17 protein-coding genes are annotated in these 21,190 nt (G+C 60.9%); 8 read left to right on the forward strand and 9 right to left on the reverse strand.

What is annotated here, in order from left to right:
- Positions 1 to 179: 179 nt before the first annotated feature.
- Positions 180 to 413: a hypothetical protein gene (locus tag HX873_RS16180; RefSeq protein ID WP_003218969.1), complete on the forward strand. Its 234-nt coding sequence runs from the start codon at positions 180 to 182 to the stop codon at positions 411 to 413.
- A 112-nt stretch (positions 414 to 525) separates the two neighbouring features.
- Here the strand turns inward: HX873_RS16180 and sulA are convergent, their stop codons facing one another.
- Together sulA and lexA are read right to left on the reverse strand one after the other, a co-directional pair.
- The gene (gene sulA, locus HX873_RS16185; protein ID WP_003218967.1) at positions 526 to 999 is read right to left on the reverse strand and encodes an SOS-induced cell division inhibitor SulA; all 474 of its coding nucleotides are present in this window, start codon (positions 997 to 999) and stop codon (positions 526 to 528) included.
- 10 nt (positions 1,000 to 1,009) lie between these two features.
- A complete protein-coding gene (gene lexA, locus HX873_RS16190) occupies positions 1,010 to 1,618 on the reverse strand; it encodes a transcriptional repressor LexA (RefSeq protein WP_003172575.1) in 609 nt (202 codons plus the stop codon).
- Between the two features lie 262 nt (positions 1,619 to 1,880).
- On the opposite strand from lexA, the gene psrA reads away from it, so the two are divergent.
- Together psrA and nagZ are read left to right on the forward strand one after the other, a co-directional pair.
- Positions 1,881 to 2,588 (forward strand): transcriptional regulator PsrA, encoded by a 708-nt coding sequence (gene psrA, locus HX873_RS16195; RefSeq protein WP_003218964.1) that lies wholly within the window; start codon positions 1,881 to 1,883, stop codon positions 2,586 to 2,588.
- Between the two features lie 170 nt (positions 2,589 to 2,758).
- The gene (gene nagZ / locus HX873_RS16200) at positions 2,759 to 3,769 is read left to right on the forward strand and encodes a beta-N-acetylhexosaminidase (RefSeq protein WP_003218962.1); all 1,011 of its coding nucleotides are present in this window, start codon (positions 2,759 to 2,761) and stop codon (positions 3,767 to 3,769) included.
- A gap of 112 nt (positions 3,770 to 3,881) precedes the next feature.
- Here the strand turns inward: nagZ and HX873_RS16205 are convergent, their stop codons facing one another.
- Genes HX873_RS16205 through mfd form a run of 3 tightly spaced genes read right to left on the reverse strand, consistent with a single transcriptional unit; the run spans position 3,882 to position 10,612 of the window.
- The gene (locus HX873_RS16205) at positions 3,882 to 6,572 is read right to left on the reverse strand and encodes a DEAD/DEAH box helicase (protein WP_008437598.1); all 2,691 of its coding nucleotides are present in this window, start codon (positions 6,570 to 6,572) and stop codon (positions 3,882 to 3,884) included.
- A 9-nt stretch (positions 6,573 to 6,581) separates the two neighbouring features.
- The gene (locus HX873_RS16210) at positions 6,582 to 7,151 is read right to left on the reverse strand and encodes a CsiV family protein (RefSeq protein ID WP_003218957.1); all 570 of its coding nucleotides are present in this window, start codon (positions 7,149 to 7,151) and stop codon (positions 6,582 to 6,584) included.
- Between the two features lie 11 nt (positions 7,152 to 7,162).
- On the reverse strand, positions 7,163 to 10,612 hold the full coding sequence (gene mfd / locus HX873_RS16215) for a transcription-repair coupling factor (RefSeq protein WP_087693658.1): 3,450 nt from the start codon (positions 10,610 to 10,612) through the stop codon (positions 7,163 to 7,165).
- Positions 10,613 to 10,951: 339 nt separating this feature from the next.
- Between mfd and HX873_RS16220 the strand changes: the two genes are divergently transcribed.
- Entirely contained in the window at positions 10,952 to 12,415 is a 1,464-nt protein-coding gene (locus tag HX873_RS16220) for a glyceraldehyde-3-phosphate dehydrogenase (protein WP_023659083.1), read from the forward strand.
- A 163-nt stretch (positions 12,416 to 12,578) separates the two neighbouring features.
- On the opposite strand, the gene HX873_RS16225 is transcribed toward HX873_RS16220, so the two are convergent.
- Positions 12,579 to 13,877 (reverse strand): MFS transporter, encoded by a 1,299-nt coding sequence (locus tag HX873_RS16225; protein WP_008437599.1) that lies wholly within the window; start codon positions 13,875 to 13,877, stop codon positions 12,579 to 12,581.
- Positions 13,878 to 14,163: 286 nt separating this feature from the next.
- Positions 14,164 to 14,706, reverse strand: coding sequence for a chalcone isomerase family protein (locus HX873_RS16230; protein WP_177122898.1), 543 nt, complete (start codon positions 14,704 to 14,706; stop codon positions 14,164 to 14,166).
- Positions 14,707 to 14,942: 236 nt separating this feature from the next.
- On the opposite strand from HX873_RS16230, the gene sthA reads away from it, so the two are divergent.
- On the forward strand, positions 14,943 to 16,337 hold the full coding sequence (gene sthA / locus HX873_RS16235; protein ID WP_003218947.1) for a Si-specific NAD(P)(+) transhydrogenase: 1,395 nt from the start codon (positions 14,943 to 14,945) through the stop codon (positions 16,335 to 16,337).
- Positions 16,338 to 16,379: 42 nt separating this feature from the next.
- Here sthA and HX873_RS16240 read toward each other — a convergent pair whose 3' ends face one another.
- Positions 16,380 to 17,102, reverse strand: coding sequence for a glycerophosphodiester phosphodiesterase family protein (locus tag HX873_RS16240; protein WP_003218946.1), 723 nt, complete (start codon positions 17,100 to 17,102; stop codon positions 16,380 to 16,382).
- Positions 17,103 to 17,168: 66 nt separating this feature from the next.
- Complete coding sequence (locus HX873_RS16245) at positions 17,169 to 17,753, reverse strand: PilZ domain-containing protein (RefSeq protein ID WP_003218944.1); 585 nt, start codon at positions 17,751 to 17,753, stop codon at positions 17,169 to 17,171.
- A 94-nt stretch (positions 17,754 to 17,847) separates the two neighbouring features.
- On the opposite strand from HX873_RS16245, the gene HX873_RS16250 reads away from it, so the two are divergent.
- The 3 genes from HX873_RS16250 to HX873_RS16260 are packed head-to-tail and all read left to right on the forward strand — an operon-like array spanning position 17,848 to position 21,092.
- Positions 17,848 to 19,098 (forward strand): lipoprotein-releasing ABC transporter permease subunit, encoded by a 1,251-nt coding sequence (locus tag HX873_RS16250; protein ID WP_003218943.1) that lies wholly within the window; start codon positions 17,848 to 17,850, stop codon positions 19,096 to 19,098.
- 7 nt (positions 19,099 to 19,105) lie between these two features.
- Positions 19,106 to 19,789 (forward strand): lipoprotein-releasing ABC transporter ATP-binding protein LolD, encoded by a 684-nt coding sequence (gene lolD, locus HX873_RS16255; protein WP_177122899.1) that lies wholly within the window; start codon positions 19,106 to 19,108, stop codon positions 19,787 to 19,789.
- Between the two features lie 58 nt (positions 19,790 to 19,847).
- Positions 19,848 to 21,092 carry a lipoprotein-releasing ABC transporter permease subunit gene (locus HX873_RS16260; protein ID WP_003218940.1) on the forward strand — a complete coding sequence of 415 codons (1,245 nt, stop codon included), beginning with the start codon at positions 19,848 to 19,850 and terminating at the stop codon, positions 21,090 to 21,092.
- The last annotated feature ends 98 nt before the right edge of the window (positions 21,093 to 21,190 follow it).

Consider the following 21,190-nt stretch of genomic DNA (forward strand, 5'->3'; position numbering starts at 1 on the left):
CGCTGACAACTACCGCTTTGTGGCGAGGGAGCTTGCTCCCGCTGGGTTGCGAAGCAGCCCCAAGGCTTTTCAGGCCTGGCAGTGTCAGCTGTCGGAGGGCCGCGGCTCAGCCCAATGCGGGCAAGCCCGCTCGCCACAAGACTGATATAATGCCGGCCTTTCGTGGAGAACAGACTTTTATGCCAACGTCCTTTCTGGAAATTGTTGAGTTGCCCGACGGCCGAATCGAGCTGCGCCGGGCTGAGGACGAGGGTTCTCTGGTGATCTTGGATTTTTCCGAGGACGCAAAAGCGTTCCTGCAGGGCCAGCACGTGGAAGTGGCAAAAGCCATGTTGAGCGTAGGTGTGCAGATGGCGGGGCGCCTGGCTGAAGGCGAACCGGAAAAGGAAGACGGCCCGCGGATTCTTCACTGAGTCCGTCTGTCGACTTTTTTACAGGCTTCAATTGTGCAGATCGGCTTCTCAATTCTGAAGAAGCCTCGCGTCATGGCGGATCCTGACAGCTGTCAGTTACCCGCGTATCGTTTTATCCCAACCGAATGTTCAAGCTTTGCGCATCACCTGTGCGGGCGGCGCTGATCAGTTGCTGCCTGGCCGCTGTGGTCAGCGGGTTCAGCCAGCTGACCACCGTATGGCTACGGCCCAGGCGCAAGGCTTCGCAGGTCAACTGCTGGGCGCTTTGAGCACCACGGGGTTGCAGCAACAGGATGCGTTCGCGGTTCAGGCCGGCATCCCGCAACCAGGCCTGGGTCAGGCTGGATGGCGGGGCGATCAGCGTCAACCAGCGGGCGTCCTGTTCCTCGCTCAGTTCGCGAAGGATCGGCGCCAATAGGCTCAGGCAGTTCCCGGCAGCACCGCGCAACGACAGTTCACTGAACGCCTCGGGTTCGGCGCTCCAGGGCGCTTCGACCACTTCCTTGAGGATGGGCGCAAGGGGCTGGGCCATAAAGGCCTCAAACAGCGACAGTTGAGTGTGTTGTGGGGTCTGTAGGAACTGCATGATGCCTCCGTTAGCGGCGAATAACGCCGACGCTCAAGCCTTCAATCACCAGGTCCTGATCCTTCAGGTTCACTTCAATCGGCGCGAATTCGGGGTTCTCGGCCAGGAGCCAGACCTTGCTGCCTTCGCGCTTGAAGCGTTTGACCGTCACTTCATCGCCGATACGGGCGACGACGATCTGGCCATTGCGAGCTTCACGTGTGGTGTGGACGGCCAGCAGGTCGCCGTCGAAAATGCCCACGTCCTTCATGCTCATGCCATGGACCCGCAACAGGTAGTCGGCACGGGGATGGAAGAAGGTCGGGTTGATGTTGCAGGATTCCTCGACGTGCTGTTGCGCCAGGATCGGCGCACCGGCTGCGACGCGGCCGATGATCGGCAGTGTCGACTCGTCGGCCTTGGCTTCGAAGCCAGGGATGCGAATACCGCGTGAAGCACCCGGGGTCATCTCGATCGCGCCTTTGCGGGCGAGGGCCTTGAGGTGTTCCTCAGCGGCGTTGGGTGACTTGAATCCCAGTTCCAGCGCAATTTCCGCCCGGGTCGGCGGGTAGCCGTTGTCATCGAGGCAGCGCTTGATAAAAGCCAGAATCTCAGCTTGGCGTGGCGTCAGTTTTAGCATGTTGATCGCTCTGTCTTTTTATACAGTGACTGGGATTATATACAGTGGACTGCGCTTGGCAATCACCGTTTTCAGTCACTCCGCTGGACGGTCATTTATCACCTGTCCTACACACTGGAGACAGCGCTGCCTACAGACCTTGGCGAATGTGATTAAATGGCCATGAAATAGCTGACCGGCCAGCCGCAAACCGACCTGCAGGCTTGACAAGACATAGCTTGAAACGTATGTTTCAAACAAGTGTTTGTCAGGCGGAGTAGCCATGGCCCAGTCGGAAACCGTTGAACGCATTCTCGATGCTGCCGAGCAGTTGTTCGCGGAAAAAGGATTTGCTGAAACTTCATTGCGGCTGATTACCAGCAAGGCCGGGGTCAACCTGGCGGCAGTGAACTACCATTTCGGCTCCAAGAAGGCGCTGATCCAGGCCGTGTTCTCACGTTTCCTGGGGCCTTTCTGCATCAGCCTCGACCGTGAGCTGGAGCGTCGCCAGGCCAAGCCTGAAAACAAGCCAAGCCTGGAAGACCTGCTGGAGATCCTCGTCGAACAAGCCCTGGTGGTTCAGCCACGCAGCGGCAACGACCTGTCGATCTTCATGCGCCTGTTGGGCCTGGCGTTCAGCCAGAGCCAGGGCCACCTGCGCCGCTATCTGGAAGACATGTACGGCAAGGTGTTCCGCCGCTATATGTTGCTGGTCAACGAAGCCGCCCCGCGTATCCCGCCAATCGAACTGTTCTGGCGCGTGCACTTCATGCTCGGTGCCGCGGCATTCAGCATGTCCGGGATCAAGGCACTGCGTGCGATTGCCGAGACCGACTTCGGCGTCAACACCTCCATCGAGCAGGTCATGCGCCTGATGGTGCCGTTTCTCGCCGCCGGCATGCGTGCCGAAACCGGCGTCACCGACCAGGCCATGGCCGCCGCCCAATTGCGCCCGCGCAGCAAGTCAGTACCGGTCCCGGCCAAGGTTTAACCCCTCCCGGGTGTGCGCGGCCGCTTGCATCCGCTAAGCTAGCCGCCCATGCCGATTTCAGCTATTTATCCACAGCCCGTTGCGCTCGCTGAGCGTCCGTCTCCAGATGCATTTCTGGCGATGCGATCTCGCGGGGGCTTCGGGCTGCGTGCGTTATTTAAGGAAGCTATATGACCCAAGCCCTGCAAGGCTCTTTGATGGTGGACGTTGCCGGCACCTGGCTGACGGCTGAGGATCGCCACTTGTTGCGTCAGCCCGAGGTGGGCGGCCTGATCATTTTTGCACGCAATATCGAGCATCCTCGGCAGGTGCGTGAATTGAGCGCGGCGATTCGCGCCGTGCGCCCGGACCTGTTGCTGGCGGTCGATCAGGAAGGCGGCCGAGTGCAGCGCTTGCGTCAGGGGTTTGTGCGTCTGCCGGCGATGCGTGCCTTGGCCGACAACCCGAATGCGGAGCAACTGGCCGAGCAGTGCGGTTGGATCATGGCAACCGAAGTGCTGGCGGTTGGCCTGGACCTGAGCTTCGCCCCGGTGCTGGACCTCGATTACCAACGCAGCGCCGTTGTGGGCACTCGCGCCTTCGAAGGCGACCCCGAGCGCGCCGCCGTGCTCGCGGGCGCCTTCATCCGTGGCATGAACAGCGCCGGTATGGCGGCCACCGGCAAGCACTTCCCCGGCCACGGCTGGGCCGAAGCCGATTCCCACGTCGCCATTCCCAACGACGAGCGCAGCCTGGAACAGATTCGCGCCAATGACCTGGTGCCTTTCGCGCGCCTGAGCAAGCAACTGGCAGCCGTCATGCCGGCCCATGTGATTTATCCACAAGTGGACGCGCAACCGGCCGGCTTCTCCCGGCGCTGGTTGCAGGACATCCTGCGTGGCGAGTTGCAGTTCGACGGGGTGATCTTCAGTGACGACCTGTCGATGGCGGGGGCTCATGTGGTCGGTGATGCTGCCAGTCGTATTGAGGCGGCGTTGACTGCCGGTTGCGACATGGGCCTGGTGTGCAACGACCGCGCCGCCGCCGAGCTGGCCCTGAGTGCTGCCCAGCGCATGAAGGTCACGCCGTCGGCGCGTATCGCGCGGATGCGTGGCCAGGCGGTGGCGTCGACCGAGTACAAGCAGGATCCGCGTTGGTTGGCGGCGTTGGGTGCGCTGCGGGATGCTCAGTTGATCGACTGACAACTGCGGTGCGCCCTTCGCGAGCAAGCCCGCTCCCACATCCGACCGCATTCCTCCAGGGTATATGCGGTCAAATGTGGGAGCGGGCTTGCTCGCGAAGGCGATCTAACAGTCAGCGCTTTTCCTGCTTATGAGGCAACGGCGCAAACAACGCCTCGATATCCTCATTCCCCAACTTCCAATCCCCCGTCGTCCGCCCATCCAGAACGCCCGCCGCCAGATCAGACTTTTCCTGCTGCAAATGCTGGATTTTCTCTTCCACGGTGCCCCGGGCAATCATCTTGTACACAAATACCGGCTTCTCCTGGCCGATGCGATACGCACGGTCGGTGGCCTGGTTCTCCGTGGCCGGGTTCCACCACGGGTCGTAGTGAATCACCGTGTCGGCTTCCGTCAGGTTAAGTCCGACGCCGCCTGCCTTCAGGCTGATCAGGAAGATCTGCAGCTTGCCGCTCTGGAAGTCTTTCACCGGCGTGCGCCGATCCCGCGTCTGACCGGTAAGAAGCGCATAAGCCACGCCGCGCTTCTTCAACTCGGCCTCGATCAGGCTCAGCATCGAAGTGAACTGGGAAAACAGCAGAATCCTGCGGCCTTCGGCAAACAGCTCTTCGAGCATCTCCATCAAGCTGTCGAGTTTGCCCGAGCTACTACCCTTTGCCGGCAGGGTTGCATCATTGACCAAGCGTAAATCACAGCAAACCTGGCGCAACTTGAGCAGCGCCTCCAGGATGATGATCTGGCTGCGCGCCACACCCTTGCGGGTAATCTCGTCGCGGACTTTCTTGTCCATCGCCAGGCGCATGGTTTCGTACACGTCGCGTTGGGCTTCGTTGAGGTCGACCCAGTGGATGATCTCGGTCTTGGGCGGCAGCTCGGTCGCCACCTGCTCCTTGGTGCGACGCAGCAGGAACGGCTTGATCCGACCATTAAGGTGCTGCAATCGCACATCGCTGCCGCGCTTTTCGATCGGTACGCGGTAATCGCGGTTGAAGCTCTTCACGTCCCCCAGCCAACCCGGCAGCAGGAAGTGGAACAGCGACCACAGCTCGCCCAAGTGGTTTTCCAGCGGTGTACCGCTGAGGCACAGGCGCTGGCGGGCGTTCAGCTCGCGGGCCGCCTGGGCGGCCTTGCTGTTGGGGTTCTTGATATACTGCGCTTCGTCAAGGATCAGCACGTGCAAGGGCAGGGCGGCCAGTTGCTCGATGTCCTTGGGCAGCAGGGCGTAGGTGGTCAGCAGCAGGTCGTAGTCCTGCAACTGAGGGAAATGTTTCTTGCGCCCCGCGCCGTACAACGCCATGACTTTGAGCTGCGGCGTGAAGTGCGCCGCTTCGTCGAGCCAGTTCGGGATCAGGCTGGTGGGCATCACCACCATGCACGGGCGGTCCAGGCGTCCGGCGATTTTCTCGCTGAGAATATGCGCCAGGGTTTGCAGGGTTTTGCCCAGGCCCATGTCATCCGCGAGAATCCCGCCGACGTCGAGTTGGCGCAGCGACTGCATCCAGCTCAGGCCTTCCAGTTGATAAGGGCGCAACGTTGCGTTCAAGCCTTCCGGCGCTTCGCAGCTGAAATCCTTGATGTCCCGCAGGCGCTGGGCGAAGTTGCGGATCTTTTCGCCGCCTTCCCATTGCAGCGGCAGGTCTTCCAGCGGGTTCAGGCGAATCGCGTCGGCCTTGGCCAGGCGCAGCGCGGTGGTGCCGGGCTCTTGCAGGTAGAACTCGCCCAGGGTCGCCAGCACCGGTTTCAGCCGGCCATAAGGCAGCGCGACTTGCAGCGGGCCGTGGCCGTTGGGCAGGCCGGGAATGTTCACCAGGATCAGTTCGTCATCGCGGCGCCGGGCGAGTTTTTCCGGGTTGAGAATCTCGGTGTGGGAGCGCATCAGGTTCAACAGGATCGGCAGCAAGCTCAGGCGTTCGCCGTTGACGATGATCCCCAGCTCCAAGTCGAACCAGTCACGCTCCGGCACTTCGTCGACGCTGGCGTACCAGTCGTCGACGGCGCTCAGGTCGAAGCCGAAATCTTCATCGATCTGTAGTTCCCAACCCTGGGCGCGCAGGTTCGGCGAGGCATTCAGGGTGAAGTTCAGCCACGCGCTGTCATTGACCATCTCGAACAGCTCGCCGGCGCTTTCCGGCAGGGCCTTGCTCTGGCGGGTGGCGATCTTGAAGCCCAGCAGGCGCAGCTGTTCGCGAAACTGCTGCTCCACCTCGGGGTGGCGCTTGATCCGCAGGCTCTGCTGTTCCTGGCGCACGATAATGTCGGCGTTCTTCTGGCCGCTGACGTAGTTGCCCAAATAGTTGAAGGACAACGCCGCGCGATGCTGGATATAACGCTGCATCTTGCCGTTGCGCGGTTCGAAGGCACTGAACTCGATACTCGCCAGCCACAGGCGCGGCACCGGTTGCACGTCTTCCATCACCACTTGCGGCAACACCACGCGGTTATCCAGCACCGCCTGGAGCTTCTCCAGCAACTCGGCATCCTGGGCCGCCGCCGGGTAGGCCAGGGTTTCCTGGACCTTGAGCAGCACGGCGGCGATGTGTTTGCAGTTGGTGTGCACGGGGCACGTGCAGCGGCTGTCCACCAGGATCAACGTGCCCTTGGCGGATTCGCGCAGCGAAATGGTCTGGCGGTAGACATTGCCACCCGAGCCTTCGCAGCTGGCAATGATGGTGCTGTCGCCGGACTCGACGATACGCACGCGGTTTTCCAGGGCGTAGCGTCGGCCACGCTCGAGGCTTTGCTCTTTAAAGCGATTGGCCCACGAAGGGGCCAGGGGTTTGGTCAACGACGACGTCAGGGGCATGGTGCTGGATCAGTCCTGGACATCGGGCGGTGGAGCGCTGGGCGGCTTGGCGGTCAGCGAAGTGATCTTGATCAGCAGGGCGAGGTGGCCGCCGTCCAGGTAGTTGAGCTGGTTGTTCTTGGTGCGCACGTCTTGCTGGCTGAGGTGTTCGCTGGCGATGACGCTGCCGTTGGCGTCGAACTGGTTAACCCAGAAGTCCGCGTCGATATCGGTAAAGCGCCCAAGCTGCAGGTTCAGGGTACCTTCGATGGGGAACTGGCCGAACTGTTCCTGGCCATCGCTGATGGCCAGCTTCACCGGTTGCTCACCGAGATTCTGTTCCCAGGACTTGTGCAGCAATACGGTGTAGTCGCTGCTGGCTTGCAGCTTCTCGACAATATTGCCCAGTCGTGGCGGGCTCATTTTGTCAGTCCCCAGGCGTGGTGCACCGGCGTCCCAGTTTTCCGGCGCCGCACGGCTGTTGATCACCGGCTCGGCGTTCTGGCGCACCAGGATCATCTCCACCAGGTACGGGCTGTCGGCGAACGCCGAAGGCGCAACGACCACCAACAACAAGCTCAAAATGCGGAACAGGCGCATTGGGGCGTCCTTCAAGCAGATTTCGGGATGAGGCGCTCAAACAGCGCCTCCAGTGTATTAAAGCGTTCTTCGGCGCGTTCCATCGGCACCATGAATTTGAACAGCGTAGCCCCTTCGAACTTGTAGCGATTGGGCTGGCCCTGAATCAGCTTGATCAGCACCAGTGGGTCCACCGGCGTCTGCGCTTCGAACTCGATACGCCCGCCTTGCGGGCCGGCGTCGACCTTCTTGATGCCCAGTTGCTCGGCCTGCAGTTTGAGCAGGGTCAGGCGCACCAGGTTCTTGGTCGGCTCCGGCAACAGGCCGAAGCGATCGATCATCTCCACTTGAAGGTCCTTGAGACCTTCTTCGTCGGTGGCCGAGGCGATGCGCTTGTACAGGATCAGTCGCGCATGCACATCCGGCAGGTAGTCTTCGGGGATCAGCGCCGGCAGGCGCAGGTTGATCTCCGGGCCGCCACCCAGCGGTTGGTCGAGGTTCGGTTGTTCGCCCTTGCGGATGGACTTCACCGCGCGCTCGAGCATTTCCATATACAGGGTGAAGCCGACGGCCTGGATCTGCCCGCTCTGGCCGTCGCCCAGCAGTTCGCCGGCGCCGCGGATTTCCAGGTCGTTGGTGGCCAGCACAAAGCCGGCGCCGAGGTCCTGGGTGTTGGCGATCGCTTCCAGGCGCTTCTCGGCGTCGGAAGTGATCTGCTGGCGCGGCGGCGTCAGCAGATAGGCATACGCCTGGTGGTGACTGCGCCCGACCCGGCCGCGCAATTGATGCAGTTGGGCCAGGCCGAACTTGTCGGCGCGCTCGATGATGATGGTGTTGGCGCTCGGCACGTCGATGCCGGTCTCGATGATGGTCGAGGCGATCAGCACGTTGAAGCGCTTGTGATAGAAGTCGCTCATCACCTGTTCGAGTTCGCGCTCGCGCATCTGCCCGTGGCCGATGGCAATCCGTGCTTCCGGCACCAGTTCGGCAAGGTCGGCGGCGCATTTCTCGATGGTTTTTACATCGTTGTGCAGATAGTACACCTGGCCGCCGCGCAGCAACTCGCGCAGCAGGGCTTCCTTGACCGTGCTTTTGTTCTGCTCCATGACGAAGGTGCGCACCGACAACCGGCGCGCCGGCGGCGTGGCGATGATCGACAGGTCGCGCATGCCCGACACCGCCATGTTCAGCGTGCGCGGAATCGGCGTGGCGGTGAGCGTCAGGATGTCGACTTCACTGCGCAGGGCCTTGAGCTGTTCTTTCTGGCGAACCCCGAAGCGGTGCTCTTCGTCGATGATCACCAGCCCGAGGTTCTTGATCTTCACGTCATCCGACAGCAGCTTGTGAGTGCCGATGACAATGTCGATCTTGCCTTCCGCCAGGTCGGCGATGGCCGCATTCACTTCCTTGGCCGATTTGAAGCGGCTCATCACCTCCACAGTCACCGGCCAGTCGGCAAAGCGGTCGCGAAAGCTGTTGTAGTGCTGCTGGGCGAGCAGGGTGGTGGGGACGAGGATCGCCACTTGGCGGCCACCGTGCACCGCAATAAACGCTGCGCGCATTGCCACTTCGGTCTTGCCGAAGCCCACGTCGCCGCACACCAGGCGGTCCATCGGCTTGGGCGCCAGCATGTCGGCGCGCACGGCATCGATGGTGGTTTGCTGGTCCGGGGTTTCTTCGAAGGCGAAGCCGGCGCTGAAGGTGGCGTAGTCGGCTTTTGGGTCGGCAAACGCATAACCTTCGCGGGCGGCGCGACGGGCATAGATGTCGAGCAACTCGGCGGCCACATCGCGTACCTGTTCGGCGGCCTTGCGCTTGGCTTTCTGCCAGGTCTCGGAGCCCAGGCGGTGCAACGGCGCGAGGGCGTCGTCGCTGCCGGTGTAGCGGGCGATCAGGTGCAGGTTGGCCACGGGCACATAAAGCTTGGCGCCCTCGGCATATTCCATGGTGAGGAATTCGGCGGCCTGGTTGTCGATCTCCAGGGTCTGCAGGCCCAGGTAACGGCCCACGCCGTGGTCGATATGCACCACCGGCGCGCCTTCGCGCAGTTCGGTGAGATTCTTGATCACCGCATCGTTGTTGGCATCGGCGCGCTTTTCGCGGCGGCGACGCTGCATCACCCGTTGACCGAACAGCGGGCTTTCGGCAATCAGTGCCAAGGCCGGGTCGTCCAGCAGCAGGCCTTCGTCCAGCGGTGCGATGGTGATCGCCAGGCGGTCCTTGCTCGCGACAAAGTCCGGCCAGCTATCGACGGTTTTCGGCCGCAGCTTCAGGCGTTCCAGCAACTCCAGCAGCACCTCGCGGCGCCCGGCGGACTCGGCGGTAAACAGCACGCGGCCGGGGAAGTCACCGAGGAAATTCGACAGCGCTTCCAGCGGCTGGTTAGCCTTGGCTTCAATCGCCAGGTTCGGCAGCGCTTGCGCCGGAAAGCGCTCGCGGCCGGCGCCTGCATCCACGTCCTGCTGGCTGGCGACTACCCGCGGCCAGTTTTTCAGGCGGGCGAAGCAGTCTTCCACCGGCAGGAACAGCTCGGCCGGTGGCAATAAAGGACGGGACGGGTCGACGCGGCGTTCTTCATAACGGTTGCGCACGTCATTCCAGAAATTCTCCGCTGCCTGTTCGATGCCTGGCAGCGAGAACACCTGGGTGTCCTGGGGCAGGTAATCGAAGAGCGTGGAGGTTTCGTCGAAGAACAGCGGCAGGTAGTACTCGATACCGGCGGGGGTAATCCCGCTGCTCAAGTCCTGGAAGATCGGGCAGCGACGGAAGTCGACGTCGAAGCGCTCGCGGAAACGTGCCTTGAAGCGCGTGACCGCGTCTTTTTGCAGCGGGAACTCCCGGGCCGGCAGCAGCTTGATCGATTGCACCTTGTCGATGGAGCGCTGGTTTTCCGGATCGAAGGTACGCAGGGTTTCGATTTCGTCGTCGAACAGGTCGATCCGGTAGGGCAGTTTGCTGCCCATCGGGAACAGGTCGATCAACGCGCCTCGCACGGCGAACTCGCCGTGCTCGTACACCGTGTCGACGCAGCGATAGCCGCTGGCCTCAAGCCGGGTGCGCATTTGCTCCACATCGAGCTTCTGGCCGATATCCAGCACCAGGCTGCTGCCCAGCAGGAATTTGGTCGGTGCCAGGCGGTGCAGGGCCGTGGTGATCGGCACCACCAGCACGCCGTGGGCCAGTTCCGGCAAGCGGTACAGGCTGGCGATGCGCTGGGAAATGATGTCCTGGTGCGGCGAGAACAGATCGTAGGGCAGGGTTTCCCAGTCCGGAAAATGCAGTACCGGCAAATCGGGGGCGAAGAAACTCAGCTCCTGTTCCAGCCGCTCGGCACTTTGGCTGTCGGCGGTGAGCAGCAGGGTAAAGCGCTTGGCAGCGCTGGCAGCCTCGGCGATGGCCAGGCTCAGGGCGGCACCGGGCAGATTGCCCCAGTGCTGTTTACCTGCCGCGGCAGGGAGAAGCGGTAGACGCAGAACGGGCACGGAAGGTTGAGCTCCAAGCGTTGCGACAAAGTCGGTAATTGTAACGGCCCGGAGTGCCGCCTGTCAGTTGCTGACTGAGCCTATTACGGTTTGTAGGAAATGTAGTGGCTAAGACAAACAAAGGTGCCTTTTGACTCATTATGTAGTGCCGAAATCGGTGTATGTTTCGGAGGGTTACGGACACTTTGTCACATTGGTCCAACAGGGGGTGCGCTGGAAGCCGCGTATTTACTGGGCTGCAGAGGGGCGATATTTTTTTGCAAGGGGTTTTGTTGCGGGCCGCGCATTGCTCCGAGGGCGGTCGGGCGGCATAATGTAGCCCCTTTTTTCTGCCCCTACATGTGGAAGGTTCCCGTGACTCAGAAGCCCGACCAGTGTCTTGGTGAATGGATCGACCGTGAAGCACTCGCTGAAGCGATGATTCCGCTTATCGGTCAGCTATACCGCAATAACAACGTGGTGAGCTCGATCTATGGCCGCAGCCTGATCAACCAATCAGTCATCGCGATTCTCAAGGCTCATCGCTTTGCTCGCCATCGTTCTGCCGACGATAGCGAACTCTCCGTCCACGAAACATTCCCTCTGCTTAAAGCCATGAGCGAGCTCAAGCTCGGCGCGGCTTCGGTAGACCTGGGCAAGCTGGCCTATAAATTCCGCAAGGAAGGCGCTGGCCGCACCGCCGAGCAGTTCGTACGTGAAGAAATGGCCGACGTGGTTGGCCAGCAAAACGCCGCAGCCCGCAAAGGCACCGACGTTGTGCTGTACGGTTTCGGTCGTATCGGCCGCCTGCTGGCGCGCATCCTGATCGAAAAAACCGGTGGCGGCGACGGCCTGCGCCTGCGTGCCATCGTGGTGCGTAAAGGTGCTGAAAACGACCTGACCAAGCGCGCGAGCCTGCTGCGTCGTGACTCGGTCCACGGTCCGTTCAACGGCACCATCGTCATCGACGAAGAAAACAACACCATCACCGCCAACGGTAACCTGATCCAGGTGATCTACGCGAAGAACCCGTCTGAGGTGGATTACACCCAGTACGGCATCAAGGACGCACTGCTGGTGGACAACACCGGTGTGTGGCGTGATGCCGAGGGCCTGGGCCAGCACCTGGCGTGCCCGGGTATCGACCGCGTTGTCCTGACTGCGCCTGGCAAGGGCAAGCTGAAGAACATCGTGCACGGCATCAACCACGGTGAAATCACCGCTGACGACAAGATCGTGTCCGCCGCTTCCTGCACCACCAACGCCATCGTGCCGGTGCTGAAGGCTGTGAATGACAAGTTCGGCATCGTTAACGGTCACGTTGAAACGGTTCACTCGTACACCAACGACCAGAACCTGATCGACAACTTCCACAAGGGCGATCGCCGTGGCCGTAGCGCCGCGCTGAACATGGTGATCACCGAGACCGGTGCTGCCACCGCTGCTGCCAAGGCCCTGCCTGAGCTGGCCGGCAAGCTGACCGGTAACGCGATCCGTGTTCCGACGCCGAACGTGTCGATGGCCATTCTCAACCTGAACCTTGAGAAAGCCGCCACCCGTGAAGAGATGAACGAGTACCTGCGCTACATGGCGCTGCACTCCGATCTGCACAAGCAAATCGACTTCGTCAACTCGCAGGAAGTGGTTTCCACCGACTTCGTGGGCTCGCGCCACGCCGGTGTGGTGGACGCTGAAGCGACCATCACTCAAGACAACCGCGTTGTTCTGTACGTCTGGTACGACAACGAATTCGGTTACAGCTGCCAGGTGGTTCGTGTGATGGAAGACATGGCCGGGGTTAACCCGCCAGCATTCCCGCGCTAAGCATCAGCGGTAAATGAAAAAGCCCCGACTGGTTCGGGGCTTTTTTATGTCTGTTGTTTTTGTGTTGCTTGTACCGGCCTCATCGCAGGCAAACCAGCTCCCACATTTTGATTTGTGAATACATTTCAAATGTGGGAGCGGGCTTGCTCGCGAAAGCGACCTATCAAGCGCCGCCGACTACAGAGGCCTGCGCGGTACGCAGTTCATGCCGGTTGCCCTTGAACAGAATCAGCGTGGCGATCAAGCCCAGCACCGCCGCGCCGCTGAGCCAGATGCCCGGTGCTGCCTTGTTGTCCAGCACGTGGATCAGGTAGGTACACGCCGCTGGTGTGAAACCACCAAAGGTCGCCGTTGCCAGGCTATAGGCCAGGGAGAAACCGGTGGTGCGCACTTCTACCGGCATGATTTCGGTCAGCGCTACAACCATCGCGCCGTTGTACGAGCCATACAGGAACGACAGCCAGAGCAGCACGATCAGCAGATGGCTGAAACTCGGGTTGGCCACCAGCCAGGACAGCGCTGGATAAGCGGTGAGGATCGCCAGAATAGTCGCCCCCAGCAGCAGGGGTTTACGCCCGATCTTGTCGGACACCGCCCCCATCACCGGCAGCCAGATGAAGTTCGAGATGCCCACGCACACAGTGACCAGCAGCGCGTCGAAGTCCGACAGGTGCAGTTCGGCCTTGCCGAAGGTCGGAGTGTAGGCGGTGATCAGGTAGAACGACACGGTGGTCATCACCACCAGCGCCATGCCGGCGATGACGATGCCGAAGTTCTGGCCGATCGAGCGGACGATTTCCTGCAGGGTAGGGCGGTGTTTGCGCGCCTGGAATTCCGGGGTTTCTTCCAGGGAGCGACGAATCACGAAGATCACCGGCACGATCAGGCAGCCGATCAGGAACGGCACGCGCCAGCCCCAGTCACCCATTTCTTCCGGGCTGAGCCAGTGGTTGAGGCCTACGCCCAGCAGGCCGGCGAATACCACCGCGGCTTGCTGGCTGGCGGACTGCCAACTGACGAAGAAGCCTTTACGGCCTGGAGTGGCGATTTCCGCCAGGTACACCGACACGCCGCCCAGTTCGACACCGGCGGAGAAACCTTGCAGCAGGCGGCCGAACAACACGATCAGCGGCGCCGCGACACCCAGGGTGGCATACCCGGGAACGCAGGCGATCAGCACGGTACCGGCGGCCATCATCGCCAGGGTGATCACCAGGCCCTTTTTACGGCCGTGCCGGTCGATATAGGCACCGAGGAAAATCGCGCCCAGAGGACGCATCAGGAACCCGGCACCAAAGGTCGCCAGGGACAGCATCAGGGACGCGAAAGCGCTGTCGGTGGGGAAAAATGTCTTGGCAATGGCCGTGGCGTAGAAGCCATAGACCATGAAGTCGAACATCTCGAGGAAGTTACCGCTGACAACGCGAAAGATCGCCTTGCCCTTGCCCGTTGTAGTGGACATGTCATGCACTCATTTTGGCTATCTTATTAGTAATCCCTGGTCGCAACCGTCCTTGCTGTTAAAGCCTTGGCACGAGGCTGGCGCTGAACAGTTTTGTAACGATATGTGTATAAGCCACCACAGGCAACAAAAAACCGATAGCAAGCTGGCAAATTGCCGCAGGCCTCCCGGTAATGAAAATCCAATGCGGGAGCGGGCTTGTTCGCGAAAACGGTGTGTCAGTCAGCTTATGAGCCACTGACACACCGCATTCGCGAGCAAGCCCGCTCCCACAGGGTTTTTGCGATCAGTTGAGGAGGGTGCTACGCAGGCTGTCGGACAAGCCTTTTGGTGCCAGCCAGATGCCGAGATAAGCCTTGGCCAGTTCGTCATTGCGACTGCTGAACACCACCGTGCCGTTGATTTCCAGGTTCAGGCCGCGCTGAGGCTGGAAGTCCAGCGCATAACGGTCGCCGCTGCGGATGTTGCGGAAGCTTTTGTGCAATTGATCCAGTTCAGGCTTCAGGCGGGCGAGGGTGGTGGGTGTTTGCTGACGTTCGAGGGTGGCAGTGGCGGCCTTGATCACATCGTTGCGATCGATATCGCGAAAGTAATACAGCTCCAGGCGCAGGTCTTTTTGCTGATCCAGGGCTTGTTTGGCGCTCAGGTCAGCCGGGGCGAACAATGCCGCCGCATAGACGTCTGCCCACAGGTAGGTCAGGACGGCCTGGTTTTTCAGCACCAGTTGATGAGATTGCGCCGGAAAATCGGCTTGTTTGAGGCGATCAGCCTCATTCGCCAGAACCGGGACCGAAAACATCAGCAATAAACAAATGACGACATGCTTCATAATAGCCAGTCCTGAAAAGGTGCTTGCCTACAGGTTAATTCAATAACGAGCGCCGTGTAGTAAAGGCAAAACTGGCCTACGACGCGACCAAGGGTTAATGTGCGCGACGTTGAGCGTTCTATAGACTGTGCCCCGGCTCACACACTTGAGCCACATTGATCCTTCATGACCGCTGGCCGCGGCATGATTTAGCCAGGCGTCCAACCGTGCGCCCTGGCCTGTTCTGAGGAGTACGCATGGCTGTCTACAACTACGACGTGGTGGTACTGGGTTCCGGCCCAGCTGGAGAAGGTGCGGCGATGAACGCCGCCAAAGCAGGGCGCAAGGTGGCGATGGTCGATAGCCGTCGCCAGGTCGGCGGTAACTGCACCCACCTGGGTACCATCCCGTCCAAGGCCTTGCGTCACTCGGTGCGCCAGATCATGCAGTTCAACACCAACCCGATGTTCCGGGCCATTGGTGAGCCGCGCTGGTTCTCGTTCCCGGACGTGCTCAAGAGCGCTGAAAAAGTCATTTCCAAACAGGTTGCTTCGCGTACCGGCTTCTATGCCCGTAACCGCGTCGACCTGTTCTTCGGCACCGGCAGCTTCGCCGACGAGCAAACCGTCGAAGTGGTCTGCGCCAACGGCGTGGTCGAGAAGCTGGTAGCCAAGCACATCATCATCGCCACCGGCTCGCGTCCGTATCGCCCGGCGGATATCGATTTCCACCACCCGCGTATCTACGATAGCGACACCATCCTCAGCCTGGGCCACACCCCGCGCAAACTGATCATCTACGGCGCCGGCGTGATCGGCTGTGAATACGCCTCGATCTTCAGCGGCCTGGGTGTATTGGTCGAGCTGGTGGATAACCGCGACCAGTTGCTGAGCTTCCTCGACTCGGAAATTTCCCAGGCGTTGAGTTACCACTTCAGCAACAACAACATCACCGTGCGCCACAACGAAGAGTACGAGCGGGTCGAAGGCCTGGACAACGGTGTGATCCTGCACCTGAAATCCGGCAAGAAGATCAAGGCCGACGCCTTGCTGTGGTGCAACGGCCGAACCGGCAACACCGACAAGCTGGGCATGGAAAACATCGGGGTCAAGGTCAACAGCCGTGGCCAGATCGAAGTCGACGAGAACTACCGTACCTGCGTACCGAACATCTACGGTGCCGGTGACGTGATTGGCTGGCCGAGCCTGGCCAGTGCCGCCCATGACCAGGGCCGCTCGGCCGCTGGCAGCATTGTCGACAACGGCAGCTGGCGCTACGTCAACGACGTGCCGACCGGGATCTACACGATTCCCGAGATCAGCTCGATCGGCAAGAACGAGCACGAACTGACCAAGGCCAAGGTGCCTTATGAAGTCGGCAAGGCGTTCTTCAAGAGCATGGCGCGTGCGCAGATCGCCGGTGAGCCCCAGGGCATGCTGAAGATCCTGTTCCACCGCGAGACCCTGGAAGTGCTCGGCGTGCATTGCTTCGGCTATCAGGCGTCGGAGATCGTGCACATCGGCCAGGCGATCATGAACCAGCCGGGTGAGCTGAATACCCTCAAGTATTTCGTCAACACCACGTTCAACTACCCGACCATGGCTGAAGCCTATCGGGTAGCGGCCTACGACGGCCTCAACCGGCTTTTTTGAGCGGCTCCGGCCGGTGGCCTGAGCCGGCCGGGGAGACCGATTTCAGTAATTCCCGAGGGTGGCAGTGGCCAAACCGGGAAAGTCTGTAATCAGGCTATCTACGCCGAAGTCGGCGAGCCTGCGCATCAGCGCGGGTTCGTTGACGGTCCATACGGACACGTGCAAACCCTGGCGCTGGGCTTTTTCCAGACGCTCAGGGGTGCACAACGTCCAGTTCAACGCCAGAATCTCACAGCCATAGTTGGCCGCGACCTTCAACGGGTCGAGCCAGGCGTATTCGGCTACCAGCCCGCGGGACAGGTCCGGGGTGAGGTCCAGCGCCGCTTTCAACACTTCCCGCGAGCTTGAGGTCACGGTGACCTTGTCCATCAGCCCGAAACGCTGAGCCATTTCACGGATCGCCAGCACGGTGGTTGCCGCGCGGGTGCGCGATGCGCTTTTGACTTCCAGTTGCCAGTGGTCGAAGTCGCACTGTTCGAACAGCTCTTCCAGGCGCGGGATCGGGCAAGGGTTGACCCAGCCCGGGCCGCCTTTGCGCGCGTCCATCTTGACCAGGTCGGCGGCTGAGTACTCGACGACCTTGCCGCGCCGGTCGGTGGTGCGCTTGAGCGTCGGGTCGTGGATGACCATCAGCTCGCCGTCCATGGACAGGTGCAAATCCAGTTCGCAGCGGCGCACGCCGTGCTTGAGGCATTCCTGGAAGCTGGTCAGGGTGTTTTCCGGTGCTTCGCCTTTGGCACCGCGGTGGCCATAAATCAGGGTCACAGTTGCTCCTTTACGCCAGGGTTCCTGGCTGGATGGATGACGCGACGCGCCATTCAATGATCGTATTCAGGTGTCGGATTCGTCGCTTTTTTCCCGCGCCAGGCGCCGTTCCTGGGCCTGTTTCTGCAGGATGTAGCGCGCCAGCAACTGGCGTTGGGCATCGGTCATGGCTTCGAATTCCGTGCCGATTTCAAAGCCACCGGTCTTGGCATCGCAATGGGTCACCTTGGCTCGCAGCAACAGCCCGAGGGCTTGCGGCATCAGCACCAGCTTGACCGCCAGGTGGCTGTCGGGCTGGATCGCCGTGGGGTTCAGAAATTCGATGCCGCCTTCGGAAATGACCACGGGCTGCGGCGTACCGATTTCGCCCAGCAGGCTTTGCGCCATGATCTGGCTGAGCAAATCCATGCGTTTGTTCTGCACTTTGAGGAAGGCGGCCAGGGTGCGGTCCCGCTCGCCGATCTGGCGCAGCAAGTGCTGGGATTCAAATTCACTCAGGTGCAACTCGCTGAGCAGATTGAACAGCGGCGAATCATCCAGCAACACTTCCTTGCTCAGCGCTTCCGGGCCCGACAGTGGGGTAATTTCCAGTGCGATCATGTCCTCGATACGGTAGTATTCGCGGCGATCTTCTTCATCTAATGTCGACATGGCGAACCCAAGGCAGCGGTGATGGTCTGAGTGTAAAGCTGCTTACCTGACCCCGCCACAAGGACGTCTTCTTTTCCTCCGAACAAGCCCCGACATGTTCAGACCTCTCTTCGTATTTATTGGCACGCGTTATACCCGTGCAAAACGTCGCAATCATTTTGTGTCGTTCATTTCCCTGACCTCGATGATCGGGCTCGCCCTTGGCGTTGTCGTGATGATCGTGGTGCTGTCGGTGATGAACGGCTTCGATCATGAGATGCGCACCCGCGTGCTGGGCATGGTGCCCCACGCGACCATCGAGTCGGGTGAGCCCATCAGCGACTGGCAAAGCCTGGCCGCGAAGGTCAAGCAGAACCCCAAAGTGCTGGCGGTTGCGCCCTTCACCCAGATGCAGGGCCTGTTGACCAACGACGGCAAGGTGCAGAAAGTCCTGCTCAATGCCATCGACCCGGCGCAGGAACGCAATGTCTCGATCATCGATAACTTCATGCAGCAGGGCAAACTGGACGACTTGTCGCCCGGCAGCTTTGGCATCGCTATCGGCGACAAGGCGGCGGCCAAGCTCGGCGTGGGCATCGGCGACAAGCTGACCTTCGTCGCGCCGGAAGTCACCGTGACTCCGGCGGGCATGTTCCCGCGCATGAAGCGCTTTACCGTGGTCGGCATCTTCCATGTCGGCGCCGGTGAGATCGACGGCTACCTGGGCCTGACCAACCTGACCGACCTGGCCCGCCTGCATCGCTGGAAGCCGGACCAGGTCCAGGGCTTGCGCCTGAAATTCAACGACCTGTTCGACGCGCCGCGTACCTCGTGGGAAATCGCCCAGCACCTGGGTGAAAACCAGTACTACGCCCGCGACTGGACCCGTACCCACGGCAACCTGTACCAGGCCATCCGCATGGAAAAAGCCATGATCGGCTTGCTGTTGCTGCTGATCGTCGCCGTCGCCGCCTTCAACATCATCTCCACGCTGGTGATGGTGGTGAACGACAAGAAGGGCGACATCGCGATCCTGCGCACCCTTGGCGCCACGCCGGGGCAGATCATGGCGATCTTCATGGTCCAGGGCACGGTGATCGGCGTCGTCGGCACCTTGATCGGCACCGTGGTGGGAATTCTCGCCGCGCTGAACGTCAGCGCTGCTATCGCCGGGCTGGAAGTGTTGATCGGCCACAAATTCTTGAACTCCGATGTCTACTTCATCGACTACTTGCCGTCCCAGGTGCAGAGCCAGGACGTATTGATGGTCGGCGGCGCCGCGTTGGTCCTGAGTTTCCTTGCCACCCTGTATCCAGCCTGGCGCGCGGCACGTACCCAGCCGGCGCAGGCTTTACGTTATGAGTGAATCGGGCATGAGTGAAAAAGCAATCCTGAGCTGCCGCAACCTGGGCAAATCCTACGAGGAAGGCCCGGAGTCCGTGGTGGTGCTGTCCAACCTGCAGCTGGAACTGCACCCGGGCGAACGCGTGGCGATCGTCGGCAGTTCCGGTTCCGGTAAAAGTACCTTGCTCAACCTGTTGGGCGGCCTTGATACGCCGTCCCAGGGCAGCGTCTGGCTGGCCGGCGAAGAGTTGTCGGCCCTGGGCGAGAAGGCCCGTGGCCAGTTGCGCAACCGTTCGCTGGGTTTTGTGTACCAGTTCCACCACTTGCTGCCCGAGTTCACCGCCCTGGAAAACGTCTGCATGCCGCTGTTGATCGGCAAGACCGCGATCCCGGAAGCACGCCAGCGTGCCCAGGCGTTGCTGGAGCGCGTCGGCCTGTGCCATCGCCTGGAGCACAAGCCGGCTGAATTGTCCGGCGGCGAGCGCCAGCGTGTGGCGATTGCCCGTGCCCTGGTCAACAACCCGGGCCTGGTGATGCTCGACGAGCCGACCGGCAACCTCGACTCCCATACCGCCCAGGGCATCAAGGACTTGATGCTGGAGTTGAGCACCCAGATGCGCACTGCGTTCCTGGTGGTGACCCATGACATGAGCATGGCCCGCCAGATGGACCGTGTGTTGCACCTGCAGGAAGGTCATCTGGTCGCCATCTGACCTGTTTCAAGCCCGGCGCCCGGCGCCGGGTTTTCTATTTTTTCAACGGTGCCCGCGAATGTTCAGACCGTTATCGATTTTCATCGGCACGCGCTATACCCGCGCCAAGCGCCGCAACCGTTTTGTTTCGTTTATCTCGATGACCTCGATGATCGGCCTCGCCCTGGGCGTGCTGGCGATGATCGTGGTGTTGTCGGTAATGAACGGTTTCCAACGGGAAATGAGCTCACGCATCCTCGGCATGGTGCCCCACGCGACCATCGTTGGTGTGAAGCCCATCAGCGACTGGCAGCCGGTGGCGGATGCGGCGATGAAGAATCCGGAAGTCACCGCTGCCGTACCGTTCACACAGATGGACGGCATGCTCTCCTACAAGGGCGCGATGCAGCCGATCGAGATCAGTGGCGTTGATCCGGCCCAGGAAGGCAAGGTGTCGATCGTGGCCCAGCACATTGTCCAGGGCCATCTGGAAGACCTGAAACCGGGCGAGTTCGGTGTGGTGATCGGCGAAATCACCGCCCGGCGTTTTCGCCTGAATGTCGGTGACAAGCTGACCCTGATCGTGCCGGAAATCAGCAGTGCGCCCGGTGGCATCACCCCGCGTATGCAGCGTTTGAACGTGGTGGGTGTGTTCAAGGTGGGCGCGGAGCTGGATGGCTCCATGGCGCTGATCCACATGGCCGACGCCGCCGAGATACAGCATTGGGAGCCGAACCAGGTGCAAAGCGTGCGCCTGGCGGTGAAAGACTTGTATGCCGCACCCAAGGTATCGGCGGATATCGCCGCCAGCCTCGGTGCCGACTACAAGGCCGACGACTGGACCCACACCCAGGGCAGCCTGTTCAGTGCGATGAAGATGGAAAAAACCATGATCGGCCTGCTGTTGCTGATGATCGTTGCCGTGGCAGCGTTCAACATCATCGCGACCTTGATCATGGTGGTGAACGACAAGGGCGCCGACATTGCGATCCTGCGCACCATCGGCGCCACGCCACGGCAGATCATGGCGATCTTCATGGTGCAGGGGACGGTGATCGGGATCGTCGGTACCTTGATCGGTGGCATCCTCGGCGTGATTGCGGCGCTGAACGTCAGTGAACTGGTGGGTTGGCTGGAACGGGTGACCGGGCAGCATATCTTCAGTTCGGACGTGTATTTCGTCAGCAACCTGCCTTCGCAATTGCAGGGTGGGGATGTGTTGTTGATTTGCTCGGCGGGGTTTGTGTTGAGCTTTTTGGCGACCATCTATCCGGCGTATCGCGCGGCGAAGATTGAGCCGGCGCATGCCCTCAGGTATTCGTAATTCTTAAGACCGCCTTCGCGAGCAAGCCCGCTCCCACATTTTGACCGCGTTCTTCCTGAATGCACTCGGTCAAAATGTGGGAGCGGGCTTGCTCGCGA

The organism is Pseudomonas sp. P7758 (genome assembly GCF_013386485.1).
GTDB lineage: Bacteria > Pseudomonadota > Gammaproteobacteria > Pseudomonadales > Pseudomonadaceae > Aquipseudomonas.

Bases quoted from the DNA above. Each gene is read 5' to 3' on its own strand.
- nagZ (WP_003218962.1), top strand. From the start codon at position 2,759: ATGACCCAAGCCCTGCAAGGCTCTTTGATGGTGGACGTTGCCGGCACC.
- HX873_RS16245 (WP_003218944.1), bottom strand. From the start codon at position 17,753: ATGTCGACATTAGATGAAGAAGATCGCCGCGAATACTACCGTATCGAG.
- HX873_RS16230 (WP_177122898.1), bottom strand. From the start codon at position 14,706: ATGAAGCATGTCGTCATTTGTTTATTGCTGATGTTTTCGGTCCCGGTT.
- HX873_RS16205 (WP_008437598.1), bottom strand. From the start codon at position 6,572: ATGCCCCTGACGTCGTCGTTGACCAAACCCCTGGCCCCTTCGTGGGCC.
- HX873_RS16180 (WP_003218969.1), top strand. From the start codon at position 180: ATGCCAACGTCCTTTCTGGAAATTGTTGAGTTGCCCGACGGCCGAATC.
- HX873_RS16250 (WP_003218943.1), top strand. From the start codon at position 17,848: ATGTTCAGACCTCTCTTCGTATTTATTGGCACGCGTTATACCCGTGCA.
- lolD (WP_177122899.1), top strand. From the start codon at position 19,106: ATGAGTGAAAAAGCAATCCTGAGCTGCCGCAACCTGGGCAAATCCTAC.
- lexA (WP_003172575.1), bottom strand. From the start codon at position 1,618: ATGCTAAAACTGACGCCACGCCAAGCTGAGATTCTGGCTTTTATCAAG.
- psrA (WP_003218964.1), top strand. From the start codon at position 1,881: ATGGCCCAGTCGGAAACCGTTGAACGCATTCTCGATGCTGCCGAGCAG.
- sulA (WP_003218967.1), bottom strand. From the start codon at position 999: ATGCAGTTCCTACAGACCCCACAACACACTCAACTGTCGCTGTTTGAG.
- HX873_RS16210 (WP_003218957.1), bottom strand. From the start codon at position 7,151: ATGCGCCTGTTCCGCATTTTGAGCTTGTTGTTGGTGGTCGTTGCGCCT.
- HX873_RS16220 (WP_023659083.1), top strand. From the start codon at position 10,952: ATGTGGAAGGTTCCCGTGACTCAGAAGCCCGACCAGTGTCTTGGTGAA.
- HX873_RS16225 (WP_008437599.1), bottom strand. From the start codon at position 13,877: ATGTCCACTACAACGGGCAAGGGCAAGGCGATCTTTCGCGTTGTCAGC.
- sthA (WP_003218947.1), top strand. From the start codon at position 14,943: ATGGCTGTCTACAACTACGACGTGGTGGTACTGGGTTCCGGCCCAGCT.
- HX873_RS16260 (WP_003218940.1), top strand. From the start codon at position 19,848: ATGTTCAGACCGTTATCGATTTTCATCGGCACGCGCTATACCCGCGCC.